Here is a 12092-nt window from a genome sequence, read left to right as displayed (position 1 = left end):
CAGTAGTAGCAATAGGCACGGCACGTAACAATAGCCATACCAATAGTAAGTCCTAAGTAAAAAACTAACTATTGGGCCCTATAGGCACCACCTTCTACCCACAAAAGGGTAATTGAGTCATCCCGAAAATTAACAAACTATATTATGGCTGATAAATAAATGAGCGACGACGCAGATAAAACAAACCGTTTAAGAGTGCACAAATGGCATAAAAAACGGCAAAGCCAATAAAAGCGGATGCCATATTCGCCTCGCTATAATAGGCCAACATAAGTGGTATATAAGCCATTCCCACAGTTGCCATAGCCATTAACCAAACGTTTGCTCCCAAGCGTAAACAGGGTGGGAAAATAGCTGGCTGAGCTTGCACTAATGCGGCATGTGCTAATCCCGCGGCAGTAAACATCATGCCAAAACTTACTAAGTAACCGGTAAAATAACGCGACGAATAAACGGAGCCTAGTGCCAAGTCTATATACCGAGCGGTAACGACAGCGGCCAGCCCCAATAAGATAAAACACACCTGCGCGACCCACACACCGCCCCAGCGCTGAGCCGCCCAACGCCCCAGAGGGCGCATTAGTAATGCCGCCAATGGCAACATCCAGGCGTACAAAAACACTCTAGAGTCTGCAGAGTTATTTAATAGCGGTGTAGGTGAGCGAAACAAAACAGCCGTTAACAACGGAAACACCAACGTAAAACCCAAAAAACTCCCCAGAGATGCAACCCATGAGGCACTCATTACCCACAAATGTCGGTGCGACCAAAGCGCCACTAAAGGTTGCCAGCGAGCGGCAGGTAAAAACAACCTTAATATCGCGACACTCAATACCAGTACTAATAACACCGGTACAAGCCACAACCATAAGCTCCAGTTTTGCTTTACCGCATGCAACAAGAAAACAGCCCCCACCACCGATACGACCAACCCCACAGCGAAAACGCCCAGAACGTTAACCGCTTGACGCCAGCTGCCGGCCCGGTACCAGCTGGGACGCAACATCCAAAAAAGCAATGTGACGGCACAGGCTAGGCCCCAAAAAACACCCACCCAGCTTAACCAAATCGATGTGTCAGCCCTGACCTTTCCTAAAAAATGACTGGCATTAAATAATAAAACTTGCCCCGACTGTCCCGGAAAACTAACCGTTACCAATAACGGCAAAACCAATAGCCCGACAATAATCCCCAAATGGCCAACCGCGGTGGTGGCCTCTAAGCTATATGCTGAAACCCGTGCAGAGGTAATAGCCGCGCCGCTGTGTACCATATGACAACCGCCCCCCACACCGGCCAATAATGCCAGCCAAGGCAGGGCCGCGCCGGCCGCAAAATCTGCCAGAAAAAAAAGCAATACACTCAGCCCAAACAACACCAACAACAGAGCCAACAACAACCCCGGCTCTGCGCGCAAGGCCGGCAAACAACCCAACAACAAACGCAAGCTCATGGCGTATAGGCCGGTTAATGCCATAGCCACAAACAAGGTTTTAGTGCTTAAAGCATCGTTGATCAGTCCCATGTAGGTAAGTAATAACGCCGGCGCCGACCACAAACCAAAAGCACACAAAAGCCCCACCATCACCAAGCTCAAAGGCAATGGTGCCGGTGCTTTTGCAGCGGCATTGTATGATGTTATTTTTTTAATGGTGGCGCCAAAGCCAAACATAATGACTACCGATTAAAATGTGGCTAGCGACGATACGGGCTAAAAATGCAGCTAAAAACAGAAGGTTTTTATTAAATAGCATATGCCTGCGGTTAAAACTCTTAGCACCTAAAACAAAATCACGAGCACACTATGGCCTGTTAAGATCAGCGCCTCAATTAACCATTATGGTTAAGACCGCCTCGTTAACTGCCCACTTAGGGTTACCCACAAAGCCCAAGCTACGCTATTAACTAAGACACGCGATAACTTAGCCCTCTTGCGCAAAAGCCCACCTACCCCGACAATGGTTAAATCAGATTTCTGCTGCGCCACCGGACTTAACACTTATCCACTCGGCTGTATGTCTAGTTCAGCGCAAGTAACGTAAAGCACAACCGCGATACAAGGACTTTTTCATGAACCAAGACAAATCCAGCATTATGTTGGTTGACGATCACCCTTTGTTACGCAAGGGTCTGCAACAGCTTATCGAGCTGTCGGACGACCTAGTACTAGTTGCACAGGCCAGCAGCGGTGCCGAGGCGTTAGAGCTTGGCAGCCAATTAGACCCCGACTTGATCTTGCTGGACTTAAATATGCAAGGTATGGACGGCCTAGAAACCTTAGAAAAACTCCGGACTGCGGGAGTGACTTCGCGTATCGTTATGCTGACGGTATCTGACTCTGACTCGGATGTTATTGGCGCTATATCACGCGGTGCCGATGGTTACCTACTAAAAGACATGGAGCCGGAGGAGTTACTCACCCAAATCGAGCGAGCGTTACAGGGCAAGATGGTCATGAGCGAGGCCGTCACTCAAGCACTGGCCACCGCGATACGCCGGCCACAACATAGTCATCAGGCAAAGCTTGAGAACTTGACCGGTCGCGAGCTTGAGATTTTAAAGCTCATCGCTAAAGGCCTAAGCAATAAACTGATCGCCCGCGAGCTAGACATATCGGATGGCACCGTTAAGGTGCACGTTAAGCATCTATTAAAAAAACTGGGATTACGCTCGCGAGTAGAAGCGGCGGTGTGGATGATTAACCAAGAAAAAAGCGAGTAACCCATCATGGCCTGTTGTGACGAACCTAAACTGTTACCGGTGGCTCACGCCATCGCCCAGATGCAAACAGCGGTGAACGCTGTTACCCAGACCGAAACACTACCCCTGACGCAGCTGCTTGACCGGATTAATGCCGCGCCTTTATACGCCAACTTTAACGTCCCCGGCTACGACAACTCGGCCATGGATGGATACGCTTTGTATGCCGATGGCGTCAGCCGTAATTTTACGCTGGTGGGGCAATCTTTAGCCGGACACAAATTTACCGACACACTAAAGCCCGGCGAGTGCGTACGCATTACCACCGGCGCCACCATACCCCAAGGCGCCAACTCGGTAATCATGCAAGAAAACACTCAAGTACAGGGCACTCAGGTGCAACTGTTAAGCAGCCCCAAACCCTCGGACAATATTCGTCGCGCCGGCGAGGATTTAAGCAAAGGACAAATGGTGTTTGCGGCCGGCCACCGATTTGGCCCGGTAGATATTGCGTTACTCGCCTCGCTAGGCTTAGCCCAGGTCGAGGTAAAGCGTCGTTTAAAAATCGCCGTGCTCTCGACCGGCGACGAGCTGACACCGCCAGGTGAGACGCTTGCAGAAGGTCATATTTATGACAGTAACCGCTACGGTATTATTGCCATGCTTAATCGGCTAAACGTCGAGGTGATAGATATAGGGCTAATAGCCGACCAACCCGATTTAATACGCAGCGCCTTTACCCGCGCTGCCACAGAAGCCGACGCCATTATCTCTAGTGGTGGCGTATCGGTAGGCGACGCCGATTATGTAAAAGATATCTTAACCGAGCTGGGAGAGATATCTTTTTGGAAAGTCGCCATCAAGCCGGGCAAACCGTTTGCGTTTGGCCGCATTGGCTCGGCAATGTTTTTTGGCTTGCCCGGCAATCCGGTCTCAGCCATGGTGACCTTGCATCAACTCGCCTTACCCGTCTTGCAAGTAATGAGCGGCGCACAACCCGAGCCCGTTTTGCAACTTACAGCCAGCGCCGTAAATGGCTACAAAAAACGCCCCGGGCGCTGCGATTTTCAACGTGCGCGACTTTATAGCGACGGCCAACAAAATTACATTACCAGCACCGGCGCACAAGGCTCGGGAGTGCTCACCTCGTTTGTCGGTGCTAACGCCTACGCCGTGCTCGAGGCCGAGCGCGGCTCGGTGGCAACCGGCGAGCTGATAACAGCCATCGCTTTTGATCGCTTTTTACAGTGACGCTGCACACTCGAGGCCGGTGCTAGCCTTGAGCTAAACGTTGCCTGTTATCACTCAAGCTTTTAACGAGTAACGCCGTTGTTAGCTCGCATTCGACAGGCAACTTTAAACGCACTAAATGCCCCGAACCCGGCGCCCGAGCAATGCTCATATCGTGCTTATCCCGCAACTCTGGCAGTACAAAAGTATAGTTTTTCTCGGGCGTCAGCAGGGTTAGCTCATCGCCCACCGCAAAGGCATTTTTAACATCTACCTCACACCATTCACCGTATTTGGCGACCGGCTCGGCCACCCATTGCTGCTCACCACTACCGTGAGCCCGCGCTAGGTTTTGTAGTTGCTCGGGCTTTGCATGACGATCCAGCAAGCCTGCCGTATAGCCACGGTTAGCCAGTCCCTCTAAATCTTGCAACAAAGCTAAATCGAACGGCCGGCCGGCGCTGGCATCGTCTATCGCGCGACGGTACACCTGCGCGGTGCGGGCGACGTAATAAGGCGATTTAGTACGTCCTTCTATTTTTAATGAATGCACACCCATCTGCGTTAGCTGTTCGACATACTCGAGTGCACGCAAGTCTTTAGAGTTAAGAATATAGCTGCCGTGTTCGTCCTCATCGATGGGCATTAACTCACCGGGCCGAGTTTTATCCTCTAGCAGTACCGGTTGCCACTGACCGACTTCATCCTCGAGCGCAGGTTGCGCTTGGTACTTCCAACGGCAAGCATTAGTGCAGGCACCTTGATTAGGATCGCGGTGGTTAATATAGCCCGACAACATACAGCGCCCAGAGTAAGCCATGCACAAAGCGCCGTGAACAAACACCTCGATTTCCATATCAGGTACCTGTTGACGAATCTCGGCGATCTCCTCTATGCCCAGTTCACGCGATAAAATAACTCGCGTAATACCCTGTTCTTGCCAAAACCGCACAGCGGCCCAATTAACCGTATTTGCCTGTACCGACAAATGCAACGTCATATTCGGAAAGTGTTGGCGTAACAACCACACGACACCTGGGTCCGAAACAATTAAGGCGTCCGGCTCCAATGCCACAATAGGAGCCAAGCGCTCTATTATGGTGCGAACTTTATTATTGTGCGGCGCCACATTAACCACCACATAAAAAGCTTTGCCTAATTTATGTGCTTCGGCAATTCCTAGCGCTAAAGTAGGCACATCAAAACTGTTGTTGCGCACCCGTAAACTAAACCGTGGCAAACCGGCGTAAACGGCATCGGCACCGTATGCAAAAGCCAATCGCATAGCGCGCAAGCTGCCCGCCGGAGACAACAACTCTGGGGCAATTATCGGTGTATTCATTATGAACCTCACGTAAAAAGGCAGGACATTACCAAATTTTTAATCGTTGCTTGAGCGCCTGCCACTAAAGGCCAGTGATTATATCTAATTTGCTTATTTCCGGGCAAAAAACTACCTACTACGAGGTATTACGAGTGCTACGATCAAGCCATAACATCTCAACCTAAAATACGATAAACTACCTTTACGTTAAGCGCCCACAGCAACATCTACGCGCTTACTTAATTCACACCGAGCCTACCCGCCTAACACCTTCTGGTTATGGCGCGCTGGCCGCGCATTTACGGATACCCTGCAAATGCGCCAGGGCAATACGGGAAACCGGCTTGCCTCCCTTATTTGGAAAGGTGTTATATGCTGACCGACTCGTTTGACCGGCGCTTTAGTTATTTGCGCCTGTCGGTTACCGAGGTATGCAATTTTCGCTGCGATTATTGCTTGCCAGATGGTACCGATTGCGGCGCCGAAGCCCGCGCCCAAGATTTAACTCTCGATGAAATTCGTCGCCTCGTCGCCGCTTTTGCCAAGCTCGGCACACGCAAAGTGCGAATCACTGGCGGCGAACCATCGCTGCGCAAAGATTTAGTGGATATCATCCGCATTTGCAAAGCGACTCCCGGCATCGAGACCGTCGCGCTAACCACCAATGGTTACCGTTTGGCTAAAGATATAGATGCTTGGCACGAAGCAGGACTAGATGCGCTTAACGTGAGCATTGATAGCCTCGACCACGCCAAGTTTGAATTAATTACCGGCCACAACAAACTGCAACAAATACTGCAAGGTTTAGCGCGTGCCGCCGAGTTAGGCATTAACAACATTAAAGTCAACGCCGTACTTATGAAGCATTATAACGACGATGCCATGGATGACTTTTTTGACTTTGTTAAAGCACGGCCTATTACTTTGCGCCTGATTGAGCTGATGCGGACCGGCGATAACGAAGCTTTTTTTAATCGTCACCATTTAAGTGGCCAGGCGATTATTAACCAGCTTAAAGCCAATCACTGGCAAGAGCGCTTACCCGGCACCCATGCGGGCCCGGCTCGAGAATTTTGGCATCCAGATTACAGCGGTGGCATTGGCTTGATTATGCCTTACAGTAAAGATTTCTGTAACACCTGCAATCGCTTGCGAGTCTCGAGCCAAGGGGCATTGTTTTTGTGTTTGTTTGTCGACCAGCATCAAAGTCTACGGCACTTATTGCAATCGGATGATTCGCAACCGGTCATGGATTTTTTACAGCAAGCGATAAAAGGCAAAACCATTAGCCACAACTTACATCAACAAAATCCGGGCTCTACTCGGCAGCTAGCCATGATTGGCGGCTAAGTGACAACACACCTTTTTTACGAGAACCGTTATGGCACACACACTACCTACAGAAAAACAGCCGCTTAATATTGCGGTATTAACTGTATCGGACACCCGCGATTACGCCACTGACACTTCTGGCCAATACCTCGTTGACGCATTGACCGAGGAAGGCCACCTACTGGCCGATCGCGCACTGCTAAAAGATGACGTTTATGATATTCGCGCGCAAGTATCAAGCTGGATCGCGCGCGCTGACGTGCAGGTTATTTTGATTACCGGCGGCACCGGCTTTACCGACCGAGACTCTACACCCGAGGCAATCAAGCCATTATTGGACAAAGATGTCGAAGGTTTTGGCGAGTTGTTTAGACATATATCGTGGCAAGAGATCGGCACATCGACCATACAATCTAGGGCGCTTGCAGGCTTTGCCAACAAAACCTTGATCGCCTGTTTACCCGGATCTACTGGCGCTTGCCGTACCGGATGGAGCAAGATACTGCAACCGCAGCTCGATGCTCGCCAAGGACCGTGTAATTTTGTTGGCCATTTAACGCGTTAAACGCACTTTACAGCAAACTCTAATGGCCGCACCAGGCGGCCATTATTATCGAGCCCTTGGTACTAGCAGCAACATTTAAAAACTAACCACACTTAGAGGCGCCACAACTTAAACACGTTTTACAGCCATCTAAAATAATCACGGCTTTAGTATGGCACTTAAGACATAAAGTTGCCGTGGGTGGAAAATCACCCGAGCCGGGTTTTATTTTATGTTTCTTTTCAAATTCTTCCTGTTTTTCTGCCAGAATTTCTTTTTGTATATCCGATAAAGACTCGCCCTCTATCAAACCGATGCGTTTCATGTGGGTTTCAATAGCATCGCCTATCTCAGCCACTAACGATGGCATAAAGCGTCCGCCCGACTTAAAGTAACCGCCTTGCGGATCGAACACCGCCTTTAGCTCTTCGACCAAAAACGTCACATCGCCGCCTTTTCTAAAAACCGCCGAGATTACACGGGTAAGTGCTACCACCCACTGAAAATGCTCTAGGTTTTTTGAGTTGATAAATACCTCAAATGGTCGGCGCATCTCGTGATCGGTGCCGGGGTTTAACACCACATCGTTAATTGTGATGTAAAGCGCATGGTCGGACAGCGGCGTTTTTATTTTATACGTACTGCCCTCTAATGATTCTGGCCGATCAAACTTCTCGTTCATTTTCTCTATATCTGGAACTTTTGACTCTTCTTCGGCTTTAATTGAAACAGCCACAATTTTTTTATCAATCACAATAGCGTTCATACTAAACACCCTAATGAATCATCTGGTTAATTTTTCATAAGCCTTAAAACTTACCGTAGTAGCCTTCTTTTATGGCATCAAAAAGGTTGGCGGCCGTGTGTGTCTCACCGTCGTACACTATTTCTTCGTTGCCTTTGCAGGCAATACGTGAGCCGTCTTCTAGCTCAAACTCATACACTGTGCTTTCAAGGTCTTGCTCTTTGACGAGAACCCCTTGAAAAGCTTCGGGATTAAAGCGAAAGGTAGTGCAACCTTTTAAGCCTTTCTCATAGGCATACATATAAATATCTTTAAAACGATCGTAGGCAATATCGGTAGGTACATTAATGGTTTTGGAGATTGATGAGTCAACCCACTTTTGCGCCGCCGCCTGTACATCCACATGTTGCTCTGGTGTTATTTGATCAGACACCACAAAATACTCGGGCAGCCCTGTCTCGCCATCTTCTGGGTAGGGCTTGGCGCTGGGATCGATCAACTGCCGATAGCGCAATAGCTCATAAGAGAAAACATCGACCTTTTCTTTACTTTTACGACCCGCGCGAATTACATTGCGCGCATAGTGATGAGCAAAACTAGGCTCAATGCCATTGCTGGCGTTATTGGCCAACGATAAAGAGATGGTTCCGGTTGGGGCAATCGAGCTGTGGTGAGTAAAGCGCGCGCCAGTCTCTAGCAGCTGCGCTATTAGCTCTGGGTCTTCATCGGCCAACTGTTGCATATAACGGCTGTATTTAATCAGCAAGACCTTACCCGGCACTTTATCGCCCAGCGCGTACTCGTCCCCCAGCGTAGGCTGTTTAGCAAGTAGCTCGGGGGTGATTTCAAACAACTCATCCATAATGGGAGCCGAGCCTTTCTCTTTGGCCAGTGCCAGCCCCTCTCGCCAGCCAGCCAACGCCAACTCTTTGCTCACCTGCTCGGTAAAAGCCACCGATGCTGGACTACCATAGGCAATCGTTAACATAGATAACGCCGATCCTAAACCAAGAAATCCCATGCCGTGACGGCGTTTGCGTACGATTTCATTGCGTTGCCCCTCAAGTGCCAAACCATTCATCTCGACGACGTTATCTAGCATTCGGGTAAATACTTGTACCAATTTGCGAAATTTCTGCCAATCAAATTCGGCCTGCTCAGTAAATGGGTTGTTGACACACTGGGTTAAATTAACAGAGCCCAACAAACAGCTACCGTAGGGGGGCAAAGGTTGTTCGCCGCAAGGGTTGGTTGCCCGTATTTCTTCACAAAACCAGTTGTTGTTATATTTATTAACGCGGTCAATTAAAATAAAACCGGGCTCGGCAAAATCGTAAGTCGAGCTCATTATTTGATTCCACAACTGGCGTGCTGGTATTTTTTTAACGATCTTACAGGCAACCTCACCACGTTCATTACGCAAATAATGTGACGCCAAGTGATCAAGCCGACGCCAAACAAGTTGCTCGGGGTTATCGGCAGCTAAACCTTCACGCTGTTTGTCTTTATCGGTAACAGGAAAGCTCAGCGACCAAATAGCATCGGCTTTTACCGCCTGAATAAAATCATCGGTAATCAGCAATGATAAGTTAAATTGACGCAGTCGACCGGCCTCGCGCTTGGCACGAATAAACTCGCTAACATCCGGGTGATGCACATCAAAGGTCGCCATCTGAGCGCCGCGCCGACCACCGGCCGATGAAATGGTAAAACACATCTTGTCGAATATATCCATAAAGGACAAAGGCCCCGAGGTATTAGCACCGGCGCCGGCCACATACGCACCTTTGGGCCTTAAAGTAGAAAACTCATAACCAATGCCACAGCCGGCTTTTAGAGTTAACCCCGCTTCAAGATTTTTTTGTAAAATATCTTCCATCGAGTCGCTGATGGTGCCCGACACGGTACAGTTGATGGTCGAGGTGGCAGGTTTATAAGCTTCGGCGCCAGCGTTGGATATGATGCGCCCGGCAGGTATTGCGCCATTTTTTAGAGCCCAAATAAACTCTTTATGCCAATAGTCACGACGCTTAGGCTCTACCTTGGCGAGTGCAGTCGCCACCCGCGCCCAAGTATCATTTATGCTTTGATCTAGCGGATTCTCATTGTGATCTTTAAGTCGGTACTTTTGATCCCAGATATCCTCCGAGGCTGGTTGCAAATTAAATTGGTCTGATAGTGCTGTAGCTGATGACTCTGTATCTTGCGACATAAATGATTCCTTTGTGCGGGGAAATGCTTTGTTGCTGAACGCCATTGGCGCTTAGATCACAAAATTTAAAAGGAAAAAATAATAAGGCCTAGACCGATAAAGTTTTAATACCCGCCAAACGGTGCCAATAACCGTTGCTATCGTCGGGCTCGCGGGAGCGATACGTGTTGCTAGAGCGCGCGGCGTGGAACTCATAAATCCAATTAGGGGTTTCCTGTGCCTGCGGACTAAGCCGCACGGCGTCTATCAGACCCGCCATACTGGGAAGATCATCAATCAAATTGTAACGTTGCCCGGACTGCGTCTGAATACCGTTAAGGGTAAACAGCTTATCCCGCTCTTGACTGTAAACGGGTCGGCCATCTGGGTATTTAATGCAACACAAATCACATTCATCTTTGGCCCGGTTTTCCGAGCGCGCCGTAAAACACCGCGCCGACCAAGCCAACGGTAAATGGCCAAACGCAAACAGCTCTACAGCAAAGGCGCTGCGAATATCGGCCACCTCTGGCTGACTCAGTAGTTGCTGTAACCACTCGCGTGATAGCTCGACCGGCACTAGCCAACGGGTCATACCAAACTGTACTAATTGATGGAGAGTTTGAGCGTTATAACAATTAATAGCGGCGCCTACGGTAAACGGTAATCCCTGCTCGCGCAGCAAACCGACTGCGCCTATATCATTGGCCTCGATGGTAAACTCGCCGTTATCGCAATAACGCCGTAACATACGCAAATCCGCCGGCGACTCCAGCAGCGTCATGGTAGACAACACCACCTCTTTGCCTGCCTCGCGTAATTGATGGGCTAACTGCAGATAATCTGGCAGGTCCAGCTCACGTCTTTTAGGGCAAACTGTCTCTCCTAGATAAACAATATCGGCGGGCGAACCTGCCACGCGATGATAAAACTCACGCACGTATTCTGCCGGCCAATAATACAATATTGGCCCAACCGAAAGCTTAATATGAGACATAGAATCTTTTACTTTAGCAAACATTATCGCCAGCTCCGGTGATAAGCGCCTAGGGTTGTTTGCGCGCCCTCGGATAAGCGCGCCAGTTGTGCATTCCACGCACCACTAACGTTATAACCTTCGGGGTTATCCAACAGCTGATCAATCGCCGCTCGCCACACGCGGGTAATTTGTGCAACGTAAGCGGGACTGCGTTGTCGCCCCTCAATCTTTACCGCTTTTATGCCATCGCGCTGCAATGCAGGTAGCAAGCTTAAAGTATTCAAACTTGTGGGTTCCTCTAACGCGTGAAACGGTTCGCCATCAACCTCAAAGCGTCCCTTGCACAAGGTGGGGTAACCGGCGTTTTCTTGCGGCTCAAACCGGTCGATTAAATAACCATTGAGTCGCGCTTCAAGTACACCCTCTTGCTCTTGCCAGCGCACGAACGGCGCAGGCGAGCAAGCGCCAGAATTATTAGGCGATTCTCCCGTCATATACGAACTTAAATAACATCGCCCCTCAGCCATAATGCACAAACTGCCAAAGGCAAACACTTCAAGCTCGGCACTCACGGTATGAGCCAGCGCACTAACTTGCTTTAGCGATAAAACCCGAGGCAATATCACACGCGTCACACCATAGGTTTTTTGATAAAACTCAACGGCGGCGGCATTGGTGGCCGACGCCTGCACCGACAAATGACGCTCTACCGAGGGGTAACGCTCGGCGGCATAGGCCAACACCGCCATATCGGCAAGAATAAGTACATCAGTGCCGGCTTTTACAGCATCGTCGACTGCGCGTTGCCACACAGCATAATCACACGGGTGGGCAAATGTGTTAATCGCCACATGCAAACGTCGGCCCTGTCGATGCACTAGTGCTGCCACCTCGGCCAAGCCCTCGGCATCAAAGTTAAGGCCGGCAAAATGCCGCGCATTGGTGTCGCCACGCAACCCCACATAAATCGCATCAGCACCGGCTTTTAGTGCTGCTTTTACCGCTGGCCGGCTGCCAGCTGGGCATAGTAATTCCATCGCTTATACC

Annotated in this window: 10 protein-coding genes and 1 riboswitch; of the genes, 4 read left to right on the top strand and 6 right to left on the bottom strand. The window is 49.7% G+C overall.

The annotated features are described in order from the left end of the window. Positions 1-142: 142 nt before the first annotated feature. Positions 143-1672, bottom strand: coding sequence for a hypothetical protein (locus GILYN3_RS13255; RefSeq protein WP_049723437.1), 1530 nt, complete (start codon positions 1670-1672; stop codon positions 143-145). Between the two features lie 398 nt (positions 1673-2070). On the opposite strand from GILYN3_RS13255, the gene narL reads away from it, so the two are divergent. Continuing rightward, positions 2071-2721: a two-component system response regulator NarL gene (narL, locus tag GILYN3_RS13250; RefSeq protein WP_049723436.1), complete on the top strand. Its 651-nt coding sequence runs from the start codon at positions 2071-2073 to the stop codon at positions 2719-2721. Positions 2722-2727: 6 nt separating this feature from the next. Continuing rightward, positions 2728-3951, top strand: a complete 1224-nt coding sequence (moeA, locus tag GILYN3_RS13245) for a molybdopterin molybdotransferase MoeA (RefSeq protein WP_049723435.1) — start codon at positions 2728-2730, stop codon at positions 3949-3951. A 22-nt stretch (positions 3952-3973) separates the two neighbouring features. Here the strand turns inward: moeA and trhP are convergent, their stop codons facing one another. Continuing rightward, complete coding sequence (gene trhP, locus GILYN3_RS13240; RefSeq protein WP_049723434.1) at positions 3974-5272, bottom strand: prephenate-dependent tRNA uridine(34) hydroxylase TrhP; 1299 nt, start codon at positions 5270-5272, stop codon at positions 3974-3976. 217 nt (positions 5273-5489) lie between these two features. Beyond that, a riboswitch (molybdenum cofactor riboswitch) is annotated at positions 5490-5638 on the top strand. Between trhP and moaA the strand changes: the two genes are divergently transcribed. Together moaA and moaB are read left to right on the top strand one after the other, a co-directional pair. Next, positions 5627-6604 (top strand): GTP 3',8-cyclase MoaA, encoded by a 978-nt coding sequence (gene moaA, locus GILYN3_RS13235; protein ID WP_049723433.1) that lies wholly within the window; start codon positions 5627-5629, stop codon positions 6602-6604. It overlaps the preceding riboswitch by 12 nt. Positions 6605-6635: 31 nt before the next feature. Continuing rightward, the gene (moaB, locus tag GILYN3_RS13230; RefSeq protein WP_049723432.1) at positions 6636-7151 is read left to right on the top strand and encodes a molybdenum cofactor biosynthesis protein B; all 516 of its coding nucleotides are present in this window, start codon (positions 6636-6638) and stop codon (positions 7149-7151) included. Positions 7152-7233: 82 nt separating this feature from the next. Here the strand turns inward: moaB and GILYN3_RS13225 are convergent, their stop codons facing one another. From GILYN3_RS13225 to ubiU, 4 genes are all read right to left on the bottom strand, one after another. Then, entirely contained in the window at positions 7234-7896 is a 663-nt protein-coding gene (locus GILYN3_RS13225) for a TSCPD domain-containing protein (protein ID WP_049723431.1), read from the bottom strand. Positions 7897-7939: 43 nt separating this feature from the next. Then, the gene (locus tag GILYN3_RS13220) at positions 7940-10087 is read right to left on the bottom strand and encodes an adenosylcobalamin-dependent ribonucleoside-diphosphate reductase (protein WP_049723430.1); all 2148 of its coding nucleotides are present in this window, start codon (positions 10085-10087) and stop codon (positions 7940-7942) included. Positions 10088-10175: 88 nt separating this feature from the next. After that, positions 10176-11087 carry a U32 family peptidase gene (locus GILYN3_RS13215; RefSeq protein WP_232305595.1) on the bottom strand — a complete coding sequence of 304 codons (912 nt, stop codon included), beginning with the start codon at positions 11085-11087 and terminating at the stop codon, positions 10176-10178. After that, on the bottom strand, positions 11087-12082 hold the full coding sequence (ubiU, locus tag GILYN3_RS13210) for a ubiquinone anaerobic biosynthesis protein UbiU (RefSeq protein WP_049723429.1): 996 nt from the start codon (positions 12080-12082) through the stop codon (positions 11087-11089). Before ubiU ends, GILYN3_RS13215 begins: the two co-directional genes overlap by 1 nt. Positions 12083-12092 lie beyond the last annotated feature (10 nt).

The sequence above is a fragment of the Gilvimarinus polysaccharolyticus genome, from assembly GCF_001187555.1.
Classification (GTDB): Bacteria; Pseudomonadota; Gammaproteobacteria; order Pseudomonadales; family Cellvibrionaceae; genus Gilvimarinus; species Gilvimarinus polysaccharolyticus.
The sequence above is the reverse complement of the archived record's forward strand: the minus strand, read 5'-3'. Positions and strand labels throughout refer to the sequence as shown.

Bases quoted from the DNA above. Each gene is read 5' to 3' on its own strand.
- GILYN3_RS13225 (WP_049723431.1), bottom strand. From the start codon at position 7,896: ATGAACGCTATTGTGATTGATAAAAAAATTGTGGCTGTTTCAATTAAA.
- narL (WP_049723436.1), top strand. From the start codon at position 2,071: ATGAACCAAGACAAATCCAGCATTATGTTGGTTGACGATCACCCTTTG.
- GILYN3_RS13220 (WP_049723430.1), bottom strand. From the start codon at position 10,087: ATGTCGCAAGATACAGAGTCATCAGCTACAGCACTATCAGACCAATTT.
- ubiU (WP_049723429.1), bottom strand. From the start codon at position 12,082: ATGGAATTACTATGCCCAGCTGGCAGCCGGCCAGCGGTAAAAGCAGCA.
- moaB (WP_049723432.1), top strand. From the start codon at position 6,636: ATGGCACACACACTACCTACAGAAAAACAGCCGCTTAATATTGCGGTA.
- moeA (WP_049723435.1), top strand. From the start codon at position 2,728: ATGGCCTGTTGTGACGAACCTAAACTGTTACCGGTGGCTCACGCCATC.
- GILYN3_RS13215 (WP_232305595.1), bottom strand. From the start codon at position 11,087: ATGTTTGCTAAAGTAAAAGATTCTATGTCTCATATTAAGCTTTCGGTT.
- GILYN3_RS13255 (WP_049723437.1), bottom strand. From the start codon at position 1,672: ATGTTTGGCTTTGGCGCCACCATTAAAAAAATAACATCATACAATGCC.
- moaA (WP_049723433.1), top strand. From the start codon at position 5,627: ATGCTGACCGACTCGTTTGACCGGCGCTTTAGTTATTTGCGCCTGTCG.
- trhP (WP_049723434.1), bottom strand. From the start codon at position 5,272: ATGAATACACCGATAATTGCCCCAGAGTTGTTGTCTCCGGCGGGCAGC.